Annotated in this window: 25 protein-coding genes and 1 pseudogene; 18 read left to right on the forward strand and 8 right to left on the reverse strand. The window is 65.9% G+C overall.

The genetic code is table 11. The features are described 5' to 3' along the window. Positions 1 to 110: SDR family NAD(P)-dependent oxidoreductase (locus ABZS43_RS32205; protein WP_355039804.1), on the reverse strand; the 110-nt coding region annotated here is incomplete at its 3' end. 148 nt (positions 111 to 258) lie between these two features. After that, positions 259 to 1,725: an aldehyde dehydrogenase gene (locus ABZS43_RS32210; protein ID WP_355039765.1), complete on the reverse strand. Its 1,467-nt coding sequence runs from the start codon at positions 1,723 to 1,725 to the stop codon at positions 259 to 261. A gap of 387 nt (positions 1,726 to 2,112) precedes the next feature. Here ABZS43_RS32210 and ABZS43_RS32215 point away from each other — a divergent pair, with 387 nt between their 5' ends. The 7 genes from ABZS43_RS32215 (at position 2,113) to ABZS43_RS32245 (ending at position 9,327) form a co-directional block, all read left to right on the forward strand. After that, positions 2,113 to 2,337, forward strand: coding sequence for a ferredoxin (locus ABZS43_RS32215; RefSeq protein WP_355039766.1), 225 nt, complete (start codon positions 2,113 to 2,115; stop codon positions 2,335 to 2,337). Continuing rightward, the gene (locus tag ABZS43_RS32220; protein WP_355039767.1) at positions 2,337 to 2,888 is read left to right on the forward strand and encodes a nuclear transport factor 2 family protein; all 552 of its coding nucleotides are present in this window, start codon (positions 2,337 to 2,339) and stop codon (positions 2,886 to 2,888) included. Before ABZS43_RS32215 ends, ABZS43_RS32220 begins: the two co-directional genes overlap by 1 nt. A gap of 5 nt (positions 2,889 to 2,893) precedes the next feature. After that, positions 2,894 to 4,138 carry a hypothetical protein gene (locus tag ABZS43_RS32225; protein WP_355039768.1) on the forward strand — a complete coding sequence of 415 codons (1,245 nt, stop codon included), beginning with the start codon at positions 2,894 to 2,896 and terminating at the stop codon, positions 4,136 to 4,138. A gap of 20 nt (positions 4,139 to 4,158) precedes the next feature. Next, on the forward strand, positions 4,159 to 5,775 hold the full coding sequence (locus ABZS43_RS32230) for an acyl-CoA synthetase (protein ID WP_355039769.1): 1,617 nt from the start codon (positions 4,159 to 4,161) through the stop codon (positions 5,773 to 5,775). Positions 5,776 to 5,778: 3 nt separating this feature from the next. Beyond that, a complete protein-coding gene (locus ABZS43_RS32235) occupies positions 5,779 to 6,897 on the forward strand; it encodes a dihydrodipicolinate reductase (protein ID WP_355039770.1) in 1,119 nt (372 codons plus the stop codon). After that, positions 6,894 to 7,979, forward strand: a complete 1,086-nt coding sequence (locus tag ABZS43_RS32240; RefSeq protein ID WP_355039771.1) for an S-(hydroxymethyl)mycothiol dehydrogenase — start codon at positions 6,894 to 6,896, stop codon at positions 7,977 to 7,979. The genes ABZS43_RS32235 and ABZS43_RS32240 overlap by 4 nt, the downstream gene beginning before the upstream one ends. A 121-nt stretch (positions 7,980 to 8,100) precedes the next feature. Then, the gene (locus ABZS43_RS32245) at positions 8,101 to 9,327 is read left to right on the forward strand and encodes a cytochrome P450 (protein WP_355039772.1); all 1,227 of its coding nucleotides are present in this window, start codon (positions 8,101 to 8,103) and stop codon (positions 9,325 to 9,327) included. Positions 9,328 to 9,419: 92 nt separating this feature from the next. Here ABZS43_RS32245 and ABZS43_RS32250 read toward each other — a convergent pair whose 3' ends face one another. Beyond that, complete coding sequence (locus tag ABZS43_RS32250) at positions 9,420 to 10,787, reverse strand: cytochrome P450 (RefSeq protein ID WP_355039773.1); 1,368 nt, start codon at positions 10,785 to 10,787, stop codon at positions 9,420 to 9,422. A gap of 297 nt (positions 10,788 to 11,084) precedes the next feature. Between ABZS43_RS32250 and ABZS43_RS32255 the strand changes: the two genes are divergently transcribed. After that, positions 11,085 to 12,212, forward strand: coding sequence for an MCE family protein (locus ABZS43_RS32255; RefSeq protein WP_355039805.1), 1,128 nt, complete (start codon positions 11,085 to 11,087; stop codon positions 12,210 to 12,212). A gap of 51 nt (positions 12,213 to 12,263) precedes the next feature. Here the strand turns inward: ABZS43_RS32255 and ABZS43_RS32260 are convergent, their stop codons facing one another. Then, entirely contained in the window at positions 12,264 to 13,019 is a 756-nt protein-coding gene (locus ABZS43_RS32260; protein WP_355039774.1) for a hypothetical protein, read from the reverse strand. A gap of 114 nt (positions 13,020 to 13,133) precedes the next feature. After that, positions 13,134 to 13,322: pseudogene (locus tag ABZS43_RS32265) on the reverse strand (cold shock domain-containing protein); the annotation flags it as partial. Positions 13,323 to 14,091: 769 nt separating this feature from the next. On the opposite strand from ABZS43_RS32265, the gene ABZS43_RS32270 reads away from it, so the two are divergent. The 3 genes from ABZS43_RS32270 (at position 14,092) to ABZS43_RS32280 (ending at position 16,546) form a co-directional block, all read left to right on the forward strand. Beyond that, positions 14,092 to 14,583, forward strand: coding sequence for a hypothetical protein (locus ABZS43_RS32270; protein ID WP_355039775.1), 492 nt, complete (start codon positions 14,092 to 14,094; stop codon positions 14,581 to 14,583). A 274-nt stretch (positions 14,584 to 14,857) separates the two neighbouring features. After that, positions 14,858 to 15,517: a hypothetical protein gene (locus ABZS43_RS32275; protein WP_355039776.1), complete on the forward strand. Its 660-nt coding sequence runs from the start codon at positions 14,858 to 14,860 to the stop codon at positions 15,515 to 15,517. 240 nt (positions 15,518 to 15,757) lie between these two features. Then, a complete protein-coding gene (locus ABZS43_RS32280) occupies positions 15,758 to 16,546 on the forward strand; it encodes a hypothetical protein (RefSeq protein ID WP_355039777.1) in 789 nt (262 codons plus the stop codon). A gap of 210 nt (positions 16,547 to 16,756) precedes the next feature. Here the strand turns inward: ABZS43_RS32280 and ABZS43_RS32285 are convergent, their stop codons facing one another. Beyond that, positions 16,757 to 17,254, reverse strand: a complete 498-nt coding sequence (locus ABZS43_RS32285; protein WP_355039778.1) for a DUF6764 family protein — start codon at positions 17,252 to 17,254, stop codon at positions 16,757 to 16,759. Between the two features lie 465 nt (positions 17,255 to 17,719). Next, entirely contained in the window at positions 17,720 to 18,049 is a 330-nt protein-coding gene (locus ABZS43_RS32290; protein ID WP_355039779.1) for a hypothetical protein, read from the reverse strand. A 452-nt stretch (positions 18,050 to 18,501) separates the two neighbouring features. On the opposite strand from ABZS43_RS32290, the gene ABZS43_RS32295 reads away from it, so the two are divergent. The 6 genes from ABZS43_RS32295 to ABZS43_RS32320 all read left to right on the forward strand — a co-directional run bounded on the left by ABZS43_RS32295 (position 18,502) and on the right by ABZS43_RS32320 (position 22,747). Beyond that, a complete protein-coding gene (locus ABZS43_RS32295) occupies positions 18,502 to 19,422 on the forward strand; it encodes an ABC transporter substrate-binding protein (RefSeq protein ID WP_355039780.1) in 921 nt (306 codons plus the stop codon). A gap of 3 nt (positions 19,423 to 19,425) precedes the next feature. Continuing rightward, complete coding sequence (locus ABZS43_RS32300) at positions 19,426 to 20,379, forward strand: amino acid ABC transporter permease (protein WP_355039781.1); 954 nt, start codon at positions 19,426 to 19,428, stop codon at positions 20,377 to 20,379. Positions 20,380 to 20,432: 53 nt separating this feature from the next. After that, positions 20,433 to 21,185 (forward strand): amino acid ABC transporter ATP-binding protein, encoded by a 753-nt coding sequence (locus ABZS43_RS32305; RefSeq protein ID WP_355039806.1) that lies wholly within the window; start codon positions 20,433 to 20,435, stop codon positions 21,183 to 21,185. A 206-nt stretch (positions 21,186 to 21,391) separates the two neighbouring features. Further along, the gene (locus ABZS43_RS32310; protein WP_355039782.1) at positions 21,392 to 22,276 is read left to right on the forward strand and encodes an SPFH domain-containing protein; all 885 of its coding nucleotides are present in this window, start codon (positions 21,392 to 21,394) and stop codon (positions 22,274 to 22,276) included. A gap of 8 nt (positions 22,277 to 22,284) precedes the next feature. After that, on the forward strand, positions 22,285 to 22,461 hold the full coding sequence (locus ABZS43_RS32315) for a hypothetical protein (protein ID WP_355039783.1): 177 nt from the start codon (positions 22,285 to 22,287) through the stop codon (positions 22,459 to 22,461). A gap of 85 nt (positions 22,462 to 22,546) precedes the next feature. Next, positions 22,547 to 22,747, forward strand: coding sequence for a cold-shock protein (locus tag ABZS43_RS32320; RefSeq protein ID WP_355039784.1), 201 nt, complete (start codon positions 22,547 to 22,549; stop codon positions 22,745 to 22,747). A 229-nt stretch (positions 22,748 to 22,976) separates the two neighbouring features. Here the strand turns inward: ABZS43_RS32320 and ABZS43_RS32325 are convergent, their stop codons facing one another. Then, the gene (locus tag ABZS43_RS32325; RefSeq protein WP_355039785.1) at positions 22,977 to 23,828 is read right to left on the reverse strand and encodes a class I SAM-dependent methyltransferase; all 852 of its coding nucleotides are present in this window, start codon (positions 23,826 to 23,828) and stop codon (positions 22,977 to 22,979) included. A 297-nt stretch (positions 23,829 to 24,125) separates the two neighbouring features. Between ABZS43_RS32325 and rpsA the strand changes: the two genes are divergently transcribed. Then, the gene (gene rpsA, locus ABZS43_RS32330) at positions 24,126 to 25,592 is read left to right on the forward strand and encodes a 30S ribosomal protein S1 (RefSeq protein ID WP_355039786.1); all 1,467 of its coding nucleotides are present in this window, start codon (positions 24,126 to 24,128) and stop codon (positions 25,590 to 25,592) included. The last annotated feature ends 65 nt before the right edge of the window (positions 25,593 to 25,657 follow it).

A 25,657-nucleotide genomic window follows, 5' to 3' on the forward strand; every position in this document is an offset into this window, starting at 1 on the left:
TCGGCGACGACGACGTGCGCGCCTTCGGCGGCGAGGGCTTGTGCGTAGGCCGCGCCGATGCCCTGTGCGGCTCCGGTGACGATGACGGATCTTCCGGTGAAACGAGACATGAACCAGCTCCTGCTGATCGGTGCGGCGAACGGGTGGGACCGGATCAACCGGCGGTGGTGATGGCCGGGATCAACCGGCGGTGGTGATGGCCGGGATCAACCGGCGGTGGTGACGAGCCGGATCAACCGGCGGTGGTGACGAGCCGGATCAACAGGCGGTGGCGATGAGTTTGGTTTCGAGGTATTCCTCGAAACCGGCGACGCCCATCTCACGACCGTTGCCCGATTGTTTGTAGCCGCCGAACGGCGCGTCGGCGGAATACCAGATACCGCCGTTGACGCCGAGTGTTCCGGTGCGAATACGGCTGGTGACGTGATCGATGCGGGCCGGATCGGTGCCCCAGACCGATCCGGACAACCCGTAGGGGGAGTCGTTGGCCAGGCGGATGGCGTCGTCGTCGCCGTCGTGCGGGATGACGACCAGGACCGGCCCGAAGATCTCCTCGCGGGCGGCGGTGGCCTGATTGTCGAGATCGGCGATCAGCGTCGGTTCGATGAAGAACCCCCGGTCGAGTCCGGCGGGCCTGCCGCCGCCGACGACGACGCGTCCGCCTTCGGCGCGAGCGAGCGAGAGGTAGTGCTCGACGCGGGAGCGCTGGGCCGCGGAGATGAGGGGACCGCAGATGGTGCCGGGTGCGGTGGGGTCGCCGGGGCGGATTCCGCCCATGGTGGCCGCCGCGGCCTCGATGGCCTGCTCGTAGGAGGCGCGGGGGACGAGCAGGCGGGTGGTGAGCGCGCATCCCTGTCCGGCGTGCACGCAGACCGAGAAGGCGGCGACATTCGCGGCGGTGGCGATATCGGCGTCGTCGAGGATGACGAAGGCGGATTTGCCGCCGAGTTCGAGGAAGGTCTTCTTGAGCGTGGCCGCGGCGTTGGTCATGACGGCGCGGCCGGTGGCGGTGGAGCCGGTGAAGCTGATCATGTCGACGCGGGGGTCGGTGGTGAGTCTGCTGCCGATCTCGTGGGCGGAGGAGGTGATGATGTTGACCACGCCCGCGGGGATATCGGTGTGTTCGGCGATGATCGCGCCGACCGAGGTGGCGCACCAGGGGGTGTCGGGCGCGGGTTTCAGGATGACGGTGTTGCCCGCGGCGAGCGCGGGTCCGAGTTTGGCGAAATTGATCTGGTGCGGGAAGTTCCACGGGGTGATCGCGCCGACGACCCCGATCGCCTCGCGGCGTATGACCCGTGAACTCTTGATGCCCATCGGCGTCGCGGTACCGAGATCGGTTTCCCAGGAATAGCTTTCGGCGAGTCCCGCGGCGTATTCGAGATCGTCTACGGGACCCTCGAGCTGCGGGCCTCTGGTGAGCATGAGGGGCGCGCCCGCTTCGGCGATGGTGATCTCGCGCAGCGCTTCGGCGTTGGCCTGCAGCGCGGTGCGCAGCTGGCGCAGGCAGTGGGCGCGAAAGGCGTGGTCGCGGGACCAGTCGGTGTCGTCGAAGGCGGTGCGGGCGGCGCCGATGGCGGCGTCGAGGTCCTCGGCGTCGGCGTCGGCGGCGTGGCCGAGGATTTCCTCGGTGGCCGGATTCACTGTCGCGAAGGTGCCGCCGCCTCCGGGCCGCAGCTCACCTCCGATGAGGAGCTGCGAACTATCGGCGGTCAGAAGGCTCATGGACTACTCCCACAGTGTCTGGACAGGTGTACGGAATATAGTCCGGACTTTTGGGGGTATGCAAGAACATGTTCTTGTTCCGCAGCGTATCGGATGGGCGGCGTTGCCGGTTTTCATCCGGACCACCCCCGTCTGTTCCATGATGTCTCGGACGGATTCCGGAAATTCAATGCTGGCCCGTTGTCCTGGATCATAGTCGGTGGTACCGTCCAGACACATGTCCAGCTACGTGTCTCTAGAGCGTCTCGCGGGGGCGCTCTCACTGGGGAACGTGTTATCGAAATCGGGGTGTGCGATGACAGCCGCTTCCTGGCATATGCGTAGACGCAGGCAGGTCGGCACGGGCTTCGCCGCACATGCTCGCACGGCGGAGGGCGGGTAGCCGTCGTGAAGGTTTCCGTCGACGTCGATCTATGCCAGGGGCATGCCGTCTGCCAAGCCGAAGCCCCGACCGTCTTCGCCGTACCCACACGCGGCCATGTCGAAATCCTCGATGCCTCACCGGGTTCCGATGTGAGCGCGGAAGTCGAGAACGCGGTCCGTTATTGCCCGACCCAAGCTCTCTCGCTCGCCGACGGCGGCGATGCCCCCTCCCCGAAAGGTACCGACTGATGCCCGATTTCGATCGCGCCGAACTCGACGAGATGATCGAGCGCTGGATTGCCGAGAACAAGCGCTGCGAGGAGAAAGGCGACTGGAAGCCGCTGGCGCAGATGTACACCGTCGACGCCACCTACGGCTGGAACTACGGCCCCACCCAGGAATTCATGGCTGTCGGCCGCGACGAGATCCGCGATATCGCCCTCGGCCAGGAAATGGACGGCCTCGAGGGCTGGACCTACCCGTATCAGGATTTCGTCGTGGACGATCGCAGCGGCAATGTCATCGGCCTGTGGAAGCAGATGAGCGACGCCACGCGGGCCGACGGGAGCCACTACACGGTCAACGGCATCGGCGGCAGCTGGTTCCGCTACGGCGGCGACTTCCAGTGGTCCTGGCAGCGTGACTTCTTCGACTTCGGCAATGTCTCGGCCTTGTTCATGGAGATGATCACGGCCAACGCGCTGTCCCCCGGAATGCACAAGCGCATCGAACGCTCGGTCTCGGGCAAGCGGCTGCCCGGCTGGTACCGCATCGGTGAAGCCCCGGTCGCCCTGTGGTGAGCGACGTGCCGACGAGCGGATATCAGGGGCTCTCGCGCGCGGACCTGGCGGTGCTCGTGCCCGAACTCCTGCTGTGCGGTCACCTCATCGACCGCTCCGGGATGGCGCATTCGATCGCCGCGTTCGGTCGCGACGGCATGGCCGAGGTCGCTATCGAGGAATGGCAACTGGCCAGTCCGGTCTACACCCGGCGCATGCAGCGAGCGCTCGGATTCACCGGGGACAGTGTGGAAACCATTTTCAAGGGGCTCCAACTCGATATCGGCGCGCCCCCGCAGTTCATGGATTTCCGCTTCCGTGTCGACGATCACGACCACGGCGAGTTCTGGCTCGATCACTGCGGCGCGCTCGCCGACGTGGAGCCGATGGGCGAGGATTTCGTCGTCTCGATGTGTCACGACATCGAGGATCCGACGTTCGACGCCACCGCTCTCGCGACCAATCCCCACGCGCAGGTTCGTCCGATCCACCGTCCACCGCGTCAACCGGCCGACCGCCACCCCGTATGCGCGTGGACCGTCGTCATCTCCGATTCGCATGTGCCGCCGCCGGTTCCGGCCAATGCCGCGCTCGTCGCCGAATCCGTCGCGGCGGGTGTGGAACTCGCGGACGTGGACACCTCCTCGGAAGGGATGTCCGACTACGCGGGCCCGCTGCTGAGCGATCTGCGCTTCCCCGATTTCTCCCACTCCGCACTCGTGCGGATGGCGGAGGAGGTCTGCCTGCAACAGCATCTGCTGACCCTGGGATTCATGATCGCCGTCCGGTCGCGCACCGATGCGGCCGCCGCGGCCGACATCGGTCGCAAGCAGTTCACCGGAATCGCGGGCCTGACCTCCGAACGCATTCGCGACAGCCTGCGCTTGGGCGAGGACACCCGCTCCCTCGCGCAGGTGCTGCGATTGCATCCGGCATTGAATCCGTTGTCCTACACGGGAGTCGAGATCACCGAGACGCCCGACGCGGTGCGACTGCGCGTACCGGCCGACACCGGCGCGCAGCGAGACGGCGCCTGGCCCGCCATGCTGACCCCGGAACATCCGGCCCCGCTGGAGGCGATGGTGCGCGGGGTGAATCCACGCTTCACCCCGCGAGTTCTCACCGCGTCCCCGGAGGGTTTCACCGTCGAGATCACCCTCGGCGAGAAGATATTCCGCGAGGCGTCGGAGGTGGCCATCACCCGGTTCAGCACCGGCGCCGATTTCGCCTTCACCGATCGTGGCATTCCCCTGCCCCTGACGGTCGTGTGACGGACCGGAGATGAATTGACATGGCCAACAACTTCGCCGACCTGTTCGAACATGCCGTCGACGCGATGCCCGATCGGGTGGCGCTGATCCACGACGATCGCCGGATCAGTTTCCGCGATCTGGACGCCAGGGCCAATCGGTTGGCCGACCACCTGGCCAGCGTTGGCGTCGGCAACGGCACCCACGTCGGATTCCAGATGCACAACAGCATCGAAACCATCGAAACGCTCATCGCCTGCTTCAAACTGGCGGCCGTCCCGATCAATATCAACTATCGCTACGGCGCCGCGGAGTTGTCCTACCTGTACGAGAACTCCGATATCGCTGTCCTCGTCTACCACGCCTGCTATGGCGATGCGGTCGCGCAGGCGCGTTCCGCCGCGCCGCTGCTGCGCTACGTCATCCAGGTGGACGACGATTCCGGCAGCGCCGTGCCCGCCGCGGAATCCGGTGTCGCGCACTATGACACCGTCATCGCGACGGGATCGCCGTCGCGGCCCGCCGTCGCACGCACCGGCGACGACCTGTTCATGATGTACACCGGCGGCACCACCGGAATGCCCAAGGGCGTGATGTGGCGCCAGGAGGATATGTGGCGGGTACTCGGCGGCGGAATCGATTTCTACACAGGAGAACCGGTCGCCGACGAGTACCAGCAGTCGCGTACCGGAGCGCAGAACGAACCGAGTACGTGGTTCGTCCTGCCGCCGCTGATCCACGCCGCGGCCATGATGCCCACCTTCACCGCGCTGTGGACCGGCAATGCGGTCGCTCTCGCCGCCAGATTCGACGCGAGAGCCATCTGGCAGGCGGTGCGGGCGAATCGGGCCCAGGTGCTGGTGATCACCGGCGACGCGATGGCCCGTCCCCTGCTCGACAGCTATACCAGCGAACCGGTCGACGCCTCCTCGCTCGTCGCGATCGCCTCGGGCGCGGCCCTGCTGTCACAGCCGGTGAAGAACGCGCTGCTCGAACTGTTTCCGTGGGCGGTGGTCTCCGATTCCATCGGATCGTCCGAAACCGGTTTCGGCGGTATCGGATTCGCCCAGAAGGATGACGATCCCGCACGCGGGCCGCGAGTGCAGACCGGGCGCGGCGCGGTGGTGGTCGACGGCGACGGCACCCCGGTCGCGCCGGGAACCGAGGGCTGGCTGGCCAAAACCGGCTCGGTGCCGATCGGCTACTACAAGGATCCGGTCAAGACCGACAAGCTGTTCAAAACTGTCGACGGCGCGCGCGTCGTGGTGACCGACGATCGCGCCCGCGCCGAACTCGACGGCACGATCACGCTGCTCGGACGCGGCAATATGGTGATCAACACCGGCGGCGAGAAGGTCTTCGTCGAAGAGGTCGAAGGCGTGGTGAAATCGCACGACGCGATCTACGACGCGGTCGTCGTCGGGGTCGCGCACGAGCGGTGGGGGCAGCAGGTCGCGGCGGTGGTGTCCACCGTCGAACGCGGTCCCGTCGAATTCGCCGCCGTCCTCGCGCATGTCCGGCGCCATCTGGCCGGATACAAAGTGCCGAAGAGGATCTGGATCACCGACGCCATCGTGCGCTCACCCAGCGGCAAACCCGACTACGGATGGGCCAAGGGCTACGTCGCCGCCCGTCCGCCGGATCACCAGGCGGACTGAGCGATGCTACGAGTCGTTCAGTGGGCGACCGGTGGACTCGGGCAAGCCGCGATCGGAGCCGTCCTCGACCATCCCGACCTCGAACTGGCCGGGGCGTGGGTGCACAGCGCGCACAAGGACGGCGTCGATCTGGGCGAGTTGATCGGCCGCGAGCCGGTCGGCGTCCGCGCGAGCACCGATATCGACGCATTACTGGCCCTCGACGCCGACTGCGTGCTGTACAGCCCGTTCATGGCCGATCCCGCGGTGCTGCGTGCCATCCTGTCCTCGGGCAAGAACGTCGTGACGCCGCTCGGCTGGTTCTATCCGCGTCGTGCCGAACGCGAACGCTACGACAGGATCTGCCGCGAAGCGGGAGTCACGTTGCACGGCACGGGTATTCACCCCGGCGGCATCACCGAGCGGCTCCCGCTGGTGATCTCGGGGCTGTCCGGATCGGTGAGGGCCGTTCGCGCCGAGGAGTTCTCCGATATCCGCACCTATGCCGCGCCGGAGGTGGTGCGGGACTGGATGCTGTTCGGCGCCACTCCCGACGAGGCCGCGACCAGTCCGATGGTTCAGGTGCTCGCGGGCGGCTACAGCCAATCGGTATGGATGATCGCCGACGAACTCGGCTTCGATCTGGATCCGGATCTGACCGTCACGCACGATATCGCGGTCGCCACCGCGCCGATCGAGTCGCCGATCGGGGATATCGCGCCCGGCCACGTGGCCGCCCAGCGGTACCGATGGCAGGGCACCGTCGACGGGCAGCCGGTGATCACCGCCGCGGTGAATTGGTTCATGGGCGAGGAGAATCTCGATCCGCCCTGGCGATTCGGCCCGACGGGCCAGCGCTACGAGATCGAGATCGTCGGCGATCCTGGATCGCTGACGACCTTCACGGGGATGCACGGGCACGGTCCGTCGGACGGATCGACCCGCAACCCCGGCATCGTCGCCACCGCGATGCATTGCGTCAACGCTATTCCCTACGTCGTCGCGGCCGAGCCCGGCCTGCGCACCTATCTGGATCTCCCGCCGGTGGCCGGACGTGCCGCGCCGGGGCTGCACCGGGCTCGGCGCGACGCGACGGCGCACGAGGCGGCCCCGTCCGCCGTCGAGACGAAAGGCTCTACATGACCTACGAGGTGCGCGGTGTCGTAGCCCGAGGAAAAGGCGAAACCGTTTCCGTCGAAACGATTCTCGTGCCCGATCCGGGGCCCGGCGAAGCGGTCGTCGATATCAGGGCATGCGGCGTCTGTCATACCGATCTGCACTATCGTGAGGGCGGCATCGGTTCCGATTATCCCTATCTGCTCGGCCACGAGGCGGCCGGAGTCGTCGATGCGGTCGGTCCCGGCGTCACCGAGGTGGCCCCGGGGGATTCCGTGATCCTCAATTGGCGCGCGGTCTGCGGGCAGTGCCGGGCCTGCAGACGCGGGCGACCGTGGTACTGCTTCGACACCGCCAATGCCACCGGGGTGATGACACTCGCCGACGGCACCCCGCTGAGTCCCGCACTCGGCATCGGGGCCTTCGCCGAGAAGACGCTGGTGGCCGCCGGACAGTGCACCAAGGTCGACCCCGCGGCCCCACCGCAGGTGGCGGGGCTGCTCGGCTGCGGTGTGATGGCCGGGCTCGGCGCCGCGCTCAATACCGGACATGTCTCGCGGGGCGATTCGGTCGCCGTCATCGGATGCGGTGGCGTCGGCGCGGCAGCGATCCTCGGCGCCTCGCTGGCGGGTGCGGCGAGGATCATCGCGGTCGATGTCGACGAGCGGAAACTGGTGTCTGCGCGGCGGCTGGGCGCGACCGATACCGTGCACGCGCCCGCCGGTGACGTGGTAACGGCCATCCAGGGGCTGACCGGCGGTTTCGGGGCCGACGTCGTGATCGACGCGGTGGGCAGGCCGGAAACCTACACCCAGGCGTTCTACGCCCGTGATCTCGCGGGCACCGTGGTCCTGGTCGGGGTGCCGACGCCGGAGATGTCGCTGGAATTGCCGCTGCTGCATCTGTTCGAGCGCGGTGGTGCGCTGAAATCCTCCTGGTACGGCGACTGCCTGCCGTCGCGGGATTTCCCGATGCTCATCGATCTGTTCCTCCAGGGCCGCTTGCCGCTGGACGCATTCGTCACCGAGACCATCGGCCTCGACGAGGTCGAGAACGCCTTCACCCGGATGCGCCACGGCGACGTGCTGCGTTCGGTGGTGCTGCTGTGACGCGCCGCGGTTCCCGACCGGGCGCCCTGCCGTACCCGGACGATCTCTCACGCGACGCCGCGGGTGTCGCGTCGCATCCGGTCGCGTTGTCCGCCGGTGCATTTCATCACAGGAGGTAGCTATGACAGCACCGTTGTTGCCCGCGGGATTCGACTTCACCGATCCAGGGCTGTGGGAGAACCGAAGGCCCGTGGAGGAATTCGCGCGGCTGCGGCGGACCGCTCCGGTGTGGTGGAACGCGCAGTCGGACGAGACCTCCGGCGGCTTCCGCGACGGCGGCTACTGGGTCGTCAGCAAACTCGCCGATATCAAGGAGATTTCGCGTCGGCCGGAATCCTTCTCCTCGGAGAAGAAGGGCGCCATCATCCGGCTGCCCGGTGACATCACACCGGAGCAGATGAATTCCACCGGGGCGCTGCTGGTCAATATGGACCCGCCGAAACATTCGAAGATCCGGCGCATCATCTCCAAGGGATTCACCCCGCGCGCGGTCGAGGGCCTGCGCGCGGCCCTGGCCGAGCGCGCCGCGCGAATCGTGCACGAGGCCAAGCGGGCCGGCAGCGGGGATTTCGTGGAGCAGGTCGCGGTCGAACTGCCGTTGCAGGCGATCGCCGAATTGCTCGGCGTGCCGCAGGAGGACCGGCGCAAGGTATTCGACTGGTCCAACCAGATGCTGAACTACGACGACCCCGAATACGGTGATCCCAGCCTCGCCTCGGCGGAGATCCTCGGCTACTCGTGGAATATGGCCGAACAGCGCCGGTCTTCCCCCGGCGACGATATCGTCTCCGAACTCGTGCAAGCCGATATCGACGGTGAGTCGCTGGCCTCCGACGAATTCGGATTCTTCGTGATCCTGCTCGCGGTGGCGGGTAACGAGACGACCAGGAACGCGATCACCCACGGGATGAAGGCGTTCGTAGACCACCCCGAGCAGTGGGAGATCTACCAGCGCGAACGGCCGAGGACCGCGCCCGACGAAATCGTGCGGTGGGCGACTCCGGTGACAGTGTTCCAGCGCACCGCCACCGAGGATCTCGTCCTCGGCGGTCAGAAGATCGCCGACGGGCAGCGGGTGGGATTGTTCTACGGCTCGGCCAATTTCGACGAAGAGGGGTTCGAGGATCCGTTCACCTTCGACGTGCTGCGCAACCCCAACCCGCACGTCGGTTTCGGCGGCACCGGGACGCATTACTGCGTCGGCGCGAATCTCGCGCGCCTGGAGATCGATCTGATGTTCAACGCGATCGCCGATGCCATGCCGAATCTGCGTCAGGTCGATGAACCGGTGCGCTTGCGTTCGGGGTGGATCAACGGCATCAAGAAATGGCAGGTCCGTTACGAATAGCGTCGCCGTCGCTTCGCTGAGCACGAGGTCGCCCCCTCCGATCCTGTCGGAGGGGGCGACCTCGGCCGGTTGCGTGGTCCGCGAGAGGCCGGTCAGCTTTCCTCGGCGGCACGCTGCCTGCGGCGGTAGCGGACGGTGCACGGCTTCTGCAATTGCACCACCATCTTGCTGTGGTCGTTGCGGTAGCTCTCCGAGGGCTGGGTCATCTCGAATTCCCAGTCCCGCAACAGGATAGAGAAGATCGCCTTGAGCTGCATGAGCGCGAAGGCGGCGCCGACACACCGGTGCCGCCCGGCGCCGAAGGGGATCCACGTCCACCGGTTGACCAGATCGGCCTGGTTCGGATCGATATAGCGATCCGGGTCGAACCGGTCGGGATCGGGGAAATCCTCGGGCAGGCGATTGGAAATCGCGGGGGTGGCCGCCACGTGGTCACCGGGTGCGATCCGATGCCCGCACACCTCGAAATCGCCCTGGGCGACGCGCATCAGGATGATCAGCGGCGGATGCAGGCGCAGTGTCTCCTTCAGCACCGCCTCCAGTCGCGGGATCTGGCGCAGCGCGTTGAAGCTGACCTCGGAGCCGTCGGCGAACAGTTCATCGAGTTCGGTCACCACCGATTTCAGCACCTCTGGATGGCGAAGCAGTTCGATGATCGACCAGGCGGCGGTGCCGGAAGTGGTGTGATGTCCGGCGAACATCATGGAGATGAAGATGCCGGTGATCTCGCTGGCGCTGAAACGCGGATTGCCGTGTTCGTCGGGAACCGAGACCAGCACGTCGAGCATGTCGCGATCGGCTTTGGTCGCGGGCGGTTTCGCGGCGCGGGCGTCCATGATGCCCTGCACCAACTCGACCAGTTCCGCGCGCGCGGCGTCGCGGCGGCGGAAACTCTCGATCGGCGCGTACGGATCGACATAGGCGAGGGCGTCGGTGCCGCGTTCGAGATCGTGGTACAGACGGGCGAAGCGATCATCGAGTTCGTTGCGGAATTTGGTTCCGATGAGGCAGGCCGAGGAGGTGTAGATGGTGAGTTCGGCGAAGAAGTCGAGTAGATCGATCTCGCCCTCGTCATCCCAGCCCGCCAGCATCTGATCGACTTCGCGGGCGATGGTCGCGGCGTGGCCGCGCATATGTTCGGCGCGTAGTGCCTGGTTGTGCAGCATCTCCTTGCGCCGTTCGGGGCTGGCGTCGAAGACGACGCCGTCGCCGAAGATGGGTTTCATGAAGGGGTAGGCCGCGCCCTGGTCCAGGTCTTCGTCGCCCGCCCGGAAGAAGAATTCGTTGGCCTCCGCGCCGGACAGCAGGATGACGTGGCGCCCGGCGAGTTCGAAAGATCCGACATCGCCGCATTCCTCGCGGACGCGACGCATCAGGGCGATGGGGTCGACACGAAATTCCTCGAGGTGGCCGTGCTCGTGCTCGCCTCCGGACACCCGCTTCGGTTTCAGCAGAGTCATGTGGAAATCCTTCCCCAAGATTACTGTCCAGACTTATGATGGACACGTGTCTGGACAGTACTATGGCTGACTGGGCTCGGGCAAGGGAACCAGCAGGAGATCCCGCCGCGGATCGATGGTGCCCGCAACGAACTGATGGCGCGTGCGAAACACTCCCGGCGCGCGTCGTTCTCTAAGAGGTGAGTAGTGACTTCACGACAGCGCACCGGCTCCGAATCACCGTCATCAGCCCACAGGCCGCAGACATGGGCCGGGTGGCTGTGGGCGTCGCTACGCCTCAAAGTCGCGGGCGCGGCGATGGTTCTCACGATCGTCACCGTGGCCGCGCTCGCCATGGTCGCCTTCGGGGGCGGATTCGCCTCGACCGTGACGGTGACGGTCGAGACGCCGAGGAGCGGTCTCGTGCTCGACCCGGACGCCAAGGTGCGCATGCGCGGTGTCGAGATAGGTCGCGTCGCCTCGGTCGACTATCGATCCGACCGTGTCGCGCTCCGGTTGGCGCTGGATCCGGAGGCGCTGCGCAGGGTTCCGGCAAACGCCCGTGTCGAAATCCGCTCCACCACCGTGTTCGGCGCGAAATACGTCGACTTCGTCGCGCCGTCCGCGCCGTCGACGACCTCGCTGCGCCCGGGTGCGCTCGTGCGGGCCGATGCGGTGACCGTCGAGTGGAATACCCTGTTCGAGCGATTGTCGACCATCCTGGCCAAGGTCGAGCCGGGGCAGCTCAATGCCACACTCGCCGCGCTCGGCACCGCGCTGGAGGGGCGCGGCGACCGACTCGGCGAATTGCTGGCGCGGACGGATTCGGTTCTGCGCGAGATCAATCCGAGTCTTCCCGCCTTTCAGCGTGATATGGCCTCGACCGGGCGGGTCGGCGACCTCTACGCCGATGCCGCGGCGGATCTGTTGCGCACCGTCGACAATGCGACACAGACCAGTGCGACCGTGGCCGACTATCAGCGTGAACTGGACGCGCTGTTACTCGATCTGATCGGGCTGGCCGGTACCGGCCGCGATGTCCTGTCGGAGAACGCGCGATCCTTCGGGACCGCGCTCGATCTGCTGCGGCCGACCGCCTCGCTGCTGCATACGTATTCGCCCGTGCTGACGTGCGTCATTGTCGGCATCGCGCAGGTGATGCCCGAAGCCGAGGGATTCGTCGGCGGTTTGCAGCCGGGGGCCGCGTTCAACACCAATTTCATGTTTCCCAGCGAGCCGTATCAATATCCGAACGATCTTCCGAAGGTGAATGCCACCGGTGGTCCGCACTGCGAGGGCGTCGTGGATCCGGTTCGCGGAAGCCACTCCGACTACCTCGTCACCGACACCAATCAGGGCGCGCCGTATGTGCCGCCGACCGTGAACAGCCCGAAAACCCCGCTGGTCTTCGAAATCCTGTTCGCCGGACTCGACTCGGGTTTCTAGTCCGTGGAACGCCGGTTGATCCCTGTGCGCTGATCGGCACAGGGGTCACCGTCATCTCGGGCTACGGCGTCGGAACGCGCGCAGACGGCACGGAATGCCGACGTAGGTCGGGTGGTGCGCCGCGGCGGCGATCTCCTCCCAGCCCCGCGCGAGTGTGGCGTGGAAGATCCGGCTCGCGGCGGTCGTCTCGTCACCGGCGAAGACCAGCAGATCGCCGTCGTAGAAGTCCAGCGCGGTCTGGGCCATGGACGATTCGTGCGGCGGGTGGATCAGCATGAGCGCACGATCGGCGTGCAGACTGGCGTCGGCGGTATTGCCGTAGTCGACGTCGGTCCACATGTGGTCCCATCGCGTCGACCTGTTGTCCACGGCGATCACGTCGATACCGGCCTGCCGCAGCTGCCATGCCCAGTATCCGCTGCCCGCGCCGACCTCCAGCAGGTCGCGGCCTGCGAGCAGATCGACGATCCAGCGGATATCCGCCGGCGAGGGTATCGATGACGCGTAGGTCCGCACCAGCAGATCGCGCACCGACGCGCTGAAGGCGACGGCCCACTGATCCTGCGGTTCGAGTCCGGCCCGCGGCATCAGGCGCAGGAACTGCCAATACGGGTTATCGATGGCGTGGTCGGGGTGGCCGTTGTCGGCCGGGGTCTCCGCCAGTCGGGGGAAGGGCGCGACTTCCCATTGCTCGACCAGTTTCTGCTGGATCAGAGCCAGACGCCGATCGACGGAACCCGACTCCGGTGCGGGGCCGGTCGCCACGTCGAGATCAGCCGTTACCGGGAGGGGGGCCGGATCAGGCATGTCGGCTCGAAATCAGCGGGGACCTCACGCGCACCGTGCCTGTGCCGCCGCGGCTTCCTCGGTGTCGGACGCCGGCGCGGCCGATGCGGGCTGGAACCGCACTCCGGTCGGCTGCACCTGCTGTGCCTGCGGGCCTTTCAGTCCGACCACGACTCGGAAATCGACCGGGCAGCCCTCTTCGATCAGATGGCGATATTCGTCGGGGATGTCCTTGCTCTCGACGAGTACGTCGGCGCTGCCGTCAGCGGCGGCGATGAAGCCGAAATGCTTGGTGTCGTCGAACCATTTCACCGTGCCCTGCATTGAATACTCCTGACGTGTACAGAGACATGACTTCGGAAATCGGAGCGGTCAATCTGTGTTCGGGGGTAGTTCGCGTGGCTCACGGTCACGGATTGCTCGAGCGGGCGGCCGTCGACCGCGAAAGGCCGGGCGGGGTCGGCCGGCAGTTCCTCTGCGTCGCTGCCGGGTGGAACAGCGTCCCGCAGCGTTGAAGGTACGCCATGGACAGGGCGGCGCTGCTGCTGATACCGGCGTCGGTCGTGGCGGCCCTCGGATTCGCCGATATCGCAATCGGTGTGCCCGCCTTTCGAGTGTCGACCGTGTCCCCGGCAACGCGCGTACGTCCAGACTTCGATAACGGCACGGCGCGGTGTTACGGTCGGCGAGCGAATGGGGGAGCGCAACGGGCATTCACCTCGCGGAAGACGCGATTTTCGGGATTTGAGTTTGTTAGGGTCGTGGCCGCCGTTGGACCGGAGGGTTGCTTTGCTCGCGCCTCGCGAATCGCTGGAAATAGATAGCTGAGAACCGACCGGTTGGGTTATCGCAAAAGAATAGCTACCTGAAAAAGCGTGGAGAAAAATTTGATTGATATCAATCCGGTAAATCCGTGAACAGTGCGGATCTCCTCGCTAGAGTCCACGGCTATGACCGATGGACCCATGGACGGCGGTCGGCGTGCCCGCGCGATCTGTGGGTAACCGAGCGGTCGCGGCTGTCGCGGTCGATACCCGGTGTGCTCACGAACGAGATCGCGGACGCGTTTCCTGCTACTTCCCGGAGGTATGCATTGAGAAGTGAACAGGCAGCATGTGCCCAACTGCCGCCCGTGTATTCCGCCCCGGCGGGCGATGCCGAATTCGCCGCCCGCCTCGACGGGCTCATCACCGCGTGGGAGTCGCGACACGGCCATCCCCTGCAGTACCGTTCGCTGGTCGCGGCCCTCGCCCGCAATGGCCAGGCGACATCCGCTTCCTATGTATCGATGCTGCGCCGCGGGCGGCGCCGACATCCCCGGCCCGAGTTGATCGAGGCGCTGGCCGATTTCTTCGGCGCGGACGCGCACTGGCTCAGGACCGGAATCCATCGGGGGGAACGCCGAACCGATGTCAGCGTGGTCGCCACCGTCTCGCACTATCCGCTGCGGCGGCTGCTGCTCGCGGCCATCGACCTTTCTTCACCATCGTTGTCCATGCTGACCGATCTCGCCGAGCGGATCCGGCCGGGCGACACGGACCTACCGACGCTGAGATATACGGCCCGATTGACGGATTCGTCGTAATCGGACATTTCGCGAGGAGCGCGAGGATCGAAAGCCGTGTCGCGCAGCATCATAATCCGACGTCCGATCGGATGTCCCGGGGTAAACAAACTTTCGGTATGCGCGTGTCAGTGTTTCCCGACATTTGCTCGCGCCGATCACCTATTTCTCCCGAGAAGCCGTTAACTCGATATCTGCTGTGGTTTGGTGGTCGCTCGGAGCGGCCGAACCTCGGCCGTGGACTGCACTGGTCCGATGTCCCGTGCCTCAACCGCGAAATCGAGAAGGATACTTCGTGATCGAAACCTCGCGCATCGCGTCGATCATTTGCGCTGTGGTCGCCGCAATCGTGCCGGTGACCGCCCATGCGGACGAATCCGCCGTACGTGACATCGAATACAAGGTCACTTCGTCGGATCACCTTGTGAAGGCCACGCTTACGGGAGGGAAGTTCGTTCTCGGCGAAGGCCGCCACTCCTTCACGGTCGTCGACCGGAGCGGCGCGCCGGTGCTGGTGGTGCCGACACGATTCACGATGGGAGACAGGGAGGTTACGGCCGAGCCCGCGCTCGGCGCGAATTCGAGCGAGTTGCTGTTGAGGCCGGGCGAAGTGAAGCCGTTGACCACGCCCGTCGTGAAACCCGTGGCGTCTCCGCTCGAGGACAATGCCGCGCTGAACGAGTTCTCCACCCGATTCGGGCTGGCCACCGCGGTCGGCGGAATGATCGGCAGCGCCGTCGGTCTCGTCATCGGGTGTGTGCTCGGCCTGCCGCTGTTCGGGGTGATGTGCCTGCCCGGTGCGGCGATGGGAGCGGGACTCGGCGGAATTATGGGAACCGTCGTCGTGGGTGGCCCGGTTATGGTGCTGGCCGCTGTAGAGTTGCTCAACACGCTCAACGCGCCCGCGGGTGCGAGCAAATGGGCGGACAATTTCTCCCTGCAACAGGCGAATTAGTCTGTCCGCCAAGCCTCGCTGTGGGTAGCATGATCGCGCTGATATCGAGTGGCGTCGGAGTTTCGCCACCGTGTTCCTTTCAGCTTCTCGATCGACCTACCCTCGTCGGAGTCGGGTTGTTTGCCGCCGATTCCGACGCGCTTCGTCATGCTGTGCGCGACAGCCGGATGCAGTGCGAGGTGAGCATGTACGGATATCGACCCACCGGATCCATTGTCGATGTATCAGAGAGGTTGAGTAATGCAAGGAAATCGTGACACGGCGGCCTGCCGGAAACTGGCCGCTCGTGCGGCGGTCGTGGCGATCGCGGGTGTGGCGCCGGTGCTGGCCCACTCCGTGGCTACGGCGGCGCCGATCGACAGCGCGGGCGCGGGGGCGCCCGCCCTGACGTCGGGCGAGGAGTCGACGTCGGCTCAGGACGGGGTTCAGTCCGCCGTGCGGGGATTGGATACTCGCGCGGCCCGCAACGACACCACGCGGAAACGGCAGGAACCATCCGCGTTCGAGTTGGTCCACGTCGACCCGACGCAGCTTCGCGTTCCCGATATCTTCGCGATGGCGCCCGCTGTCGCCCCGATCGAAGCGCCGCATGGACGCGTTCGCATCGGAAGTCTGCAAACGGATGTGCCGGAATGGCTGCCGTCCGAGCCCATCGATCAGATCAATGACGCCGCCGCGGGTGCTGAGGCAGGGTTGGCGCAGGTGCTCGATTCGGCAGGGTTCGATCCCGCCCGATCGGACCGTATCGCGGCCGATGTCCTCGGTTCGGCGGCGATGGGCGCCGCGATCGGCTCGACGGTGGCCAGCCCCATCGCCTCGGTCGGCGCCGTCATCGGCGCCGCGTCCGGTTTCGTCGCCGGAACTCCGTTCGCGCCCGCGGGGTGGCTGGTGGTGACACCGATCGGAGCGGGTATCGGTTACGGCATGATCGCGGCGCCTTTCATGCTCGTCGGTGCGGCGGCGGGCGCCGTGGTCGGTGCGGTCACGGGATACGTGGATAACTCGCCCGTGGCTCCGCGCGCCGAGTAGTCGACAACGCCCCCGGCCGGGTCCCCTTCGGATTGGTGCATCGAATGTGCGTCGATGCTATGAGCCTCGTCTCGCCAGGGAAGGGAGAGGGTTCGCGGGAGGTGCCGGTGACGTCCGCGCACGCGCTGTTCGACTGTGATGTGCGGGGTCGGCGGGGACTCGCCGGAGAAGGGCGTGTTCGGCCGGTCGCCGGTGGTTATCCTCCGATCGTCAGTTGAGCGACACGCAACCCTGCAGGGTCTGGAAATCCCCGGCGAATCCGACGCCGCCCGTGCAGGTCGGTCCCGCCGTCCCCGATACCGTCACCGTCGTGCCAGGCCCCGCGATACCGATGGCGAGTCCGGGCCGCACGCCCGCTGCGGTCACCGTCGCACCCGGTCCGAGCGCAATGGCCGCAGGTCCCGACAGTGTCGTCGACGTGGATGTCGCGGAGCCGCCGTTCTGGGCGATGGCAAGCGACAGGCTCGTCGGGCCCGCGGCGGCGGAGGCATCGCCGCCCAATCCGTAGGCCGCCGCCGCGCCGCCGCCTGAACTGGTGGCCGAGCACTGCGCGTCATCGACGGTGGCCGTCGTGGCGCTTGTGCCGGGGGCCGGGCAGGCCGCATTGGCGGCGGTGGCGTGCGGGGCGGTCAGCAGGCACAGGCCGATCGCCATCGGGCCGGCCGCGAGCAGTGTGGCGGCGGCTCGGGAGGTGAGGGGAATATTCATCGCGACTCCTGCCCGTGACCCCGCTGGTAGACGGGATCGGCCGATACGGGCCGCGCGACCACGGCGGCCACGGGAATTCGATGTGTGGATATCGGTTGCCGCGCCGACGCATCCCGGCGCGCATACGACCTACGGTACCGAATCTTCGATGCACTTTCGATGCAATCCATGGATAATCGATCTTCGCCGTCCTCGTGCCCGATGCTACGCCCGACCCGTCGGGTGCGGTGATATATCGCGACGTCGAAGTGTTCGGCCAGTGGACGCGACGTCTGCCCGGCGTCCACCGCCGATTGTTCGCAATTCGCTTCTGTACGGAACTGTCTTGGGCTACTATCTTCCGAGATGCTCACCGGCACTACGCAGGTGAGCATCGCCAATTCCGCGGCCGTCACACGTCACACGTCGGACGGTCCGGCGTGATCCCCGTCCGCTGAAGGCGCCCCGGCCGGGTGAGTGGTCAGGTCAGTGCACGCGGGCACGTATCGAGTCGGCGTGAGCGCGCATGACGGCGGGCAGATCGGCCAGATCCACGGTGTCGGCGCGATGTTCGATGACGCAGGTCTGAGCCCAGACGGCGAGGCTGTACCCGATGCGGGCTCGATCGAGGAGCAGCAGGGTCCGGGCAAGCGGGTCGATTCCGACGCGGACGGCGAGTTCGTCCAGCGCGGCGGCGATCTGCGCGCCGGTGCCGCAGTGACGCGCCCGCCACCACAGATGCCTGCTGGCAGGCCATGTCAATTCCACCAAGCAGTCCAGCTGCTCAGTGGGATCTGCTCCGGGCCGTGTGACCATCGAATGCATTTTGTCCTGCGAGTCGCCGATCGGTGTCGATCTTCCGGATCACACGGCGTTTCCTCAGGTGCGCGCAGCCGCGCCCACCGCGTGGAAGCGCCGTCGACGCTATGCGCGCGTTCGGCCACGGTGAGGCGGTGCGCGCGCACCTCATAGGAGTGCGGCACACCTCCCGCCGAGCGGCGAATGTCGATGACCGGTCCGGTTACCATCCGGAAAACTCCGCGCGGACCTGTGTCGGCCGCGCCGGGCGCATCCGGCTGCCCCGGAGATCACAAACGCACTGGTCAGGCCGTGAGGTGTCGACGTCTTTCGGTGAGGTTGGGCATATGGGCCGCCCGGCGCCGCGCAACGACTTCGTGTCGCTCTGGGCGCAGTGTCCAGCGCGAACCGACTTGTTCGCTTACATTGCCCGAAACGGGCTGTGACGCCCGGGGTTTCCCCTATCCGAAATGTGGAGGGTTGCTGTGTCTGTTCGAACGGTTCTCGACCGGAGCGTCCTGCGGGCGGTATGTGTCGTCGCGGGTGGTGCGCTGATACTGACGGGCTGTACCAACAACACCGAGGAATCCGGCCCCGCCGTGCCGAAGGTGTCGGTGGACAAGGTCGATGACATCGCGGCGACCCTTCCCGAGAAGATCGCGCAGTCCGGCAAACTCGTCGTCGGCGTGAACGTCCCGTATCAGCCCAACGAGTACAAGGACGCCGACGGCGATATCGTCGGATTCGACGTCGATCTCTTGGACGCCGTCGGCTCCGTCCTCGGTGTGAAGGTCGAGTACGTCGAGTCCGCGTTCGAGAAGATCATTCCGGCGATCCAGGCGGGCACCTACGACGTGGGCATGTCCTCGATCACCGATTCGAAGGAACGCCAGCAGCAGGTCGATTTCACCGACTATTTCAAGGCGGGCGTGCAGTGGGCGCAGCAGACAGGTAAGCCGGTCGATCCGGGTAACGCCTGCGGTAAGAAGGTCGCCGTGCAGGCCACCACCATCGAGCACACCGACGAAGTGCCCGCGAAGAGCGCCGCCTGCGTCGCCGCGGGTAAGCCCGCGATCGATATCAAACCGTTCGACGAGCAGAGCGCCGCGACCAATGCGCTGGTCCTCGGCCAGGTCGACGCGATGTCCGCCGATTCCCCGGTGACCGCGTACGCGATCAAACAGAGCAGCGGCAAGATCGAGGCCGCGGGTTCTGTCTTCGACTCGGCGCCCTACGGCTGGGCCGTGCCGAAGAATTCGCCGCTGGCGAAGGTGCTGCAGACCGCCCTCAACCATCTGATCAAGAACGGTCAGTACAAGACCATCACGGAGAACTGGGGCGTGCAGGAAGGCGCGATCACCGAGTCGGTCGTCAACGGCGCTGTGAGCTGATCGATGTCGGACTCCGTGACCGACACCGTGCCCGGCGAATCCGGGCACGGTGCGGGCGGGGACGAACCGGAGCCGATCAAGGCGGTTCCGTTACGCCGCCCTGGCCGCTGGATTGCCGCCGTCGCCGTCATCGTTGTGGTCGGGCTCTTCCTCTACGGCGCCGCCACGAACGACGCCTACAAGTGGAATACCTACGGCAAGTACCTGTTCGACACCCGGATTCTGGCGGGCGTGGTGGTCACCCTCGAGTTGACCGTGATCGCCATGGGCATCGCGATCGTGCTCGGCACCGTGTTGTCGGTGATGCGGCTTTCGCCGAATCCGGTGCTCCGCTCGACGGCCTGGGTGTATCTGTGGATCTTCCGGGGGACGCCGGTCTACGTGCAGTTGGTGTTCTGGGGCCTGGTGCCGTCGCTGTACCGGCAGATCGCCCTCGGTATTCCGTTCGGACCGCAGTTCTTCCATCTCGATGTGCAGGCGCTACAGGCCGCGTTCGCCTTCGCCGCCATCGGCCTCGGCCTGAACGAGGCCGCGTACATGGCCGAAATCGTCCGCGCCGGAATCAATTCCGTCGGCGAAGGGCAACGCGAGGCGTCCACCGCGCTCGGCATGTCCTGGACGCAGACCATGCGCCGCACCGTGTTGCCGCAGGCGATGCGGGTGATCATTCCGCCGACCGGTAACGAATTCATCGGCATGCTGAAGACGACCTCGCTGGTGACGGCCATACCGTTGAGCACCGACCTGTTCGGCCGGGCCCGCGATATCTATGGCGTGAATTTCCAGCCGATCCCACTCCTCATGGTCACCGCCACCTGGTATCTCGCGATCACCAGCGTGCTGATGATCGGGCAGTACTACCTGGAGCGGCATTACTCCCGCGGCATATCGAGACAGTTGACCGCCAGGCAATTACAGGAGTTGGCCGATGCGCACGGTGCGGTGAAACCGAAATGAGCGATGAGCTTTCGAAAGAAGCCGAACCGGCCGTCGAACCGCCCGCGCCGCCGATGATCCTCGCCGACCGGGTGTGCAAGAGTTTCGGTGCGCTGCACGTGCTCAGAGGTATCTCGCTGGAGGTGGCGCGGGGTGAGGTGCTGTGCCTGATCGGGCCATCGGGTTCCGGGAAATCGACCTTCCTGCGGTGCATCAATCATCTCGAGCGGGTCAATGCCGGACGACTGTATGTCGACGGCGATCTGGTCGGCTACCGGGAGAAGGGCGACAAACTCTACGAACTGCATCCGCGCGTCGCGGCAGCGCAGCGCCGCGAGATCGGGATGGTTTTCCAGCATTTCAATCTGTTCCCGCACCGCACGGCGTTGGAGAACATCATCGAGGCGCCCACCCAGGTCAAGAGAATCCGCAAGGCCGACGCCGTGGCACGGGCGCACGAATTGCTGGACCGGGTCGGTATGGGGGACAAGGCGAATGCCTATCCGGCCCAACTCTCCGGCGGTCAGCAGCAGCGCGTCGCCATCGCGAGAGCCCTGGCGATGGATCCGAAATTGATGCTGTTCGACGAACCCACCTCCGCATTGGATCCGGAATTGGTGGGCGACGTACTCGAGGTGATGCGCGAACTGGCCCGTGACGGGATGACCATGGTGGTGGTGACCCACGAAATGGGTTTCGCGCGCGAGGTCGCCGACCACATGGTGTTCATGGACGGCGGCGTGGTGGTCGAGAGCGGCACGCCTCGCGCGATGTTGGCCGACCCCAAACACGAACGCACGAAATTGTTCCTTTCGCGACTGCTCTGAGGGTTTCCGCCGAGGAATTCGCGCACGGCGACGGGCCGGGGCTATGGGCGCCCGGCCCGCGGTGCTATGCGTTCGATCATTCCTGTTCCGGTTCAACCGCAATATCCGTCCCGCCGACTGACGGTCGTGGGCCGGTGACTTCGCTGTTGGTCCATGCGAACGCGTGCGCTATCGTAGTGATATCACTCTGATACCGGGAGGATGTCATGAAACTCAGGTCCGCTTTCCACGTCAACGGCTTTCTCGTGCTGTTGGCCTGGTTGGTGCTCACCCTCTTCTTCGGCGCTGCGGCGGCGATCGGCTATGTCGCGGCGGCGGACGGCGGGAACGTGCCCGCGCTGATCGCCGCGATCGTGGCGACCGTCGTCGTCGTGGTGCTCCTGCTCCTGACGACCGGGTTGACGGTGGTCAACCCGAACGAGGCGAAGGTGGTGCAGTTCTTCGGTCGCTATATCGGCTCGATCAGCGAGCCGGGCTTCTTCTCGGTGGCGCCGTTGACCGACCGCAAGAGCATCTCGCTGCGGGTGCGCAATTTCGAGACCCAGAAACTCAAGGTCAACGACGCCGACGGCAATCCTGTCGAAATCGCCGCGGTGGTCGTCTACCGCGTGGTGGACAGTTTCAAGGCCGCGTTCGCCGTCGACGACTACGAGGAGTACGTGGAGACCCAGTCCGAGGCGGCCGTCCGCCATCTCGCCACCACTCACCCCTACGACGCGCACGACGCCGAGCGCACCAGTCTGCGCGACGGCACGGAAGTGGCCGAGGAGTTGACCGTCGAATTGCGCGAGCGCACCGAGTTGGCGGGTATCGAAGTGCTGGAGGCCCGCATCACCCATCTCGCCTACGCTCCGGAGATCGCCCAGGCGATGCTGGTGCGTCAGCAGGCTGCCCAGGTGGTCGCGGCGCGGACGCATATCGTCGAGGGCGCGGTAGGTATGGTCAGTCTCGCCCTGGATCGACTCACCACCCAGGGTGTCGTGCAACTCGATGAAGAGCGAAGGGCCGCAATGGTTTCGAATCTGCTGGTGGTGTTGTGCGGCGACCGCGCGACCCAGCCCGTCGTCAACGCCGGCACGCTCTACAACTGAGTCCCGGCATGGTCGAACGCAAGAAGCTACTGCTCCGTCTCGACCCCGCCGTCCACGAGGCCATGGCCAAGTGGGCGGCCGACGACCTGCGCAGTATCAACGCCCAGATCGAATTCGCGCTGCGGCGTGCGCTGGAGCAGGCGGGCCGCAGGACGACGCGATCGGGCGACGACGCCACGACATGAACGGCGGCAAATGCCGAGTTTCCGGGGTGGGAGCGGGCAGGATGTGTGGCGATCCATCAGCAATCCCCTACTTCAGGAGCGAGCGATGCAAGGCACTGTCAAATGGTTCAACGCGGACAAGGGCTTCGGCTTCATCGCCCCTGACGACGGAAGCGCGGACGTGTTCGTCCACTTCAGCGCCATCACCGGCAGCGGTTTCCGCAGCCTCGATGATGAGCAGCGCGTGGAATTCGAGGTGACGCAAGGTCCGAAGGGGCCGCAGGCCGATAACGTCCGGCTGCTCTGATCTCGAATTTCCTTCAGCGACGCCGAGGACCCGCGACAGCAGCGTCTGCCGGGTCCTTGTCTCGCTTTCGGCGTTCGCCTGCACATGGTCGTCGGTATCGCCGAGTCCGATCGGCGGTTACCCCTCGGCGGTTACCCATCGGCTACCGCCAGCCGCGTCGGGGACCACTCCGAGACATAACGACGGGACATAACGACGAGACATAACGACGACCGCGATCCGGCGGACCTCATGTCGTCGGTTTGGTGGTGACGAAGATGGCGGTCCCCGGGAACAGTTCGCCGCGCAGCGGACTCCACTGACCCCATTCCCGGTCGAGCCACTCCGGCCAGTCGGGTTCGACGATGTCCTCCAGGATCAGGCCCGCCGCGACGATTTCGCGGACCCGGTCGCCGATCGTGCGGTGGTGTTCGACGTAGGTGGGCACACCCTCGGCGTCCACCTCGACGTAGGGGGTGCGATCGAAATAGGGGATGGCGGCGGTCAGCCCGGCCTCGCCCGGATCGTCGGGGAAGATCCACCGGATCGGGTGGTTCACCGAGAACACCCAGCGCCCGCCCGGTCGCAGGACGCGGGCCACCTCGCGCATCACCCGGGCGGAATCGGCGACGAAGGGAATGGCCCCGAAGGCGGAGCAGGCCAGATCGAAGCTCGCGTCGCCGAAAGGCAGATCCTCGGCCCCGGCCTGCACGAGCGGGACCGTCGGTCCGCCGCGCGCCATCGCCGCCAGCCCGCGTTCGAGCATGCCCCGCGACAGATCGAGTCCGACCGGAAGGCCCCCGTGACCGGCGAGCCAGCGCGAACAGGGCGCCGACCCGCAGCCGATCTCCAGGATTCGCTTGCCCGCGATATCGCCGAGCAAGTGCATATCGCCCTCGTGCAGCCCCTCCGGGCACCATACGAATTCGCCGCCGGGGGAGTCGACGCCGAGGAACTCGGCGTGCGTCTCGTGGTACTGCGCCGCGTCGGCGTCCCACCAGCGACGGCTGGCGTGCTGACTGGCGGCGGAACCGATCCGGGTGCGCGCGGTTCCCGTGGTTCCGAGCAGTGCGTTTGCTTGCGCATGGCGATCTTCCGACACGCCGAAACCTTATCTCGGCGTGGCGTGGACGCCGGTTTGCCCGTGTCGACCAAGGTCGCGTACGCTGAACCGGCGAGTGCCTTCTGTACTGGCGTACCGATGTAGCCGAGGTAACGATCTGCCGACGGTTACAGTGTAGTGAGTAACAGGGGGCCCGTGCTGGGTTTCACGAGTGGTGAGTGCGGTACGTGCGGTACGTTTCCAATGTCCGTCGTCGCATCGTCGCGGTGATCTCGCAGCGTACCGAAAGTTCCAATGTCCGCAACCGACCACAATCCGTCCGGAGCAAACCGACATATGCCCACCACCGTCACCTCGCCGCAGGTAGCCGTCAATGACATCGGCTCCGCCGAGGACTTCCTCGCCGCCATCGATGCCACGATCAAGTACTTCAACGACGGCGACATCGTTGAGGGAACCATCGTCAAGGTCGACCGCGACGAGGTCCTGCTCGACATCGGTTACAAGACCGAAGGCGTCATCCCCTCCCGTGAACTCTCCATCAAACACGATGTCGACCCGAATGAGGTCGTTTCCGTGGGTGATGAGGTGGAGGCCCTCGTTCTCACCAAGGAGGACAAGGAAGGCCGCCTGATCCTGTCGAAGAAACGGGCGCAATACGAGCGCGCGTGGGGCACGATCGAGGAGCTCAAGGAGAAGGACGAGGCCGTCAAGGGCACCGTCATCGAGGTCGTCAAGGGCGGCCTGATCCTGGACATCGGCCTGCGCGGCTTCCTGCCCGCGTCGCTGGTCGAGATGCGTCGCGTCCGCGACCTCCAGCCGTACGTCGGCAAGGAGATCGAGGCCAAGATCATCGAGCTGGACAAGAACCGCAACAACGTGGTCCTGTCTCGCCGCGCTTGGCTGGAGCAGACTCAGTCCGAGGTACGCTCCGAGTTCCTGCACCAGCTGCAGAAGGGCCAGGTCCGCAAGGGTGTGGTCTCCTCGATCGTCAACTTCGGCGCCTTCGTCGATCTCGGCGGCGTCGACGGCCTGGTGCACGTTTCCGAGCTGTCCTGGAAGCACATCGACCACCCGTCCGAGGTTGTCGAGGTCGGCAACGAGGTCACCGTCGAGGTTCTCGACGTCGATCTGGACCGCGAGCGGGTTTCGCTGTCGCTCAAGGCGACTCAGGAAGATCCGTGGCGTCAGTTCGCCCGGACCCACGCGATCGGCCAGATCGTGCCGGGCAAGGTCACCAAGCTGGTTCCGTTCGGTGCGTTCGTGCGCGTCGAAGAGGGCATCGAGGGCCTGGTGCACATCTCCGAGCTGGCCGAGCGCCACGTCGAGGTTCCGGACCAGGTTGTCGCCGTCGGTGACGACGCGATGGTCAAGGTCATCGACATCGACCTGGAGCGTCGCCGGATCTCGCTGTCGCTGAAGCAGGCGAACGAGGATTACCACGCCGAGTTCGACCCGTCGAAGTACGGCATGGCCGACAGCTACGACGACCAGGGCAACTACATCTTCCCCGAGGGCTTCGATCCCGACACCAACGAGTGGCTCGAGGGCTTCGACAAGCAGCGCGAAGAGTGGGAAGGCCGCTACGCCGAGGCGGAGCGTCGCCACAAGATGCACACCGCGCAGATGGAGAAGATGGCGGCCGACGCCGCGGCCGAGGCCGCGAACGGTGGCGGTTCGTCGAACTACTCCTCCGAGAGCGGTGCGCAGTCGTCCTCCAGCCAGCCCGAGTCCGCAGGCGGCTCGCTGGCCAGCGACGCCCAGCTCGCGGCTCTGCGGGAGAAGCTCTCCGGCAACGCCTGATTCGAATGAGCACGGCGGAAGGCCCCGGTCCACACGGACCGGGGCCTTCCCCGTATGCGGACCCG

This window comes from Nocardia sp. NPDC005366, from assembly GCF_040606855.1.
Classification (GTDB): domain Bacteria; phylum Actinomycetota; class Actinomycetes; order Mycobacteriales; family Mycobacteriaceae; genus Nocardia.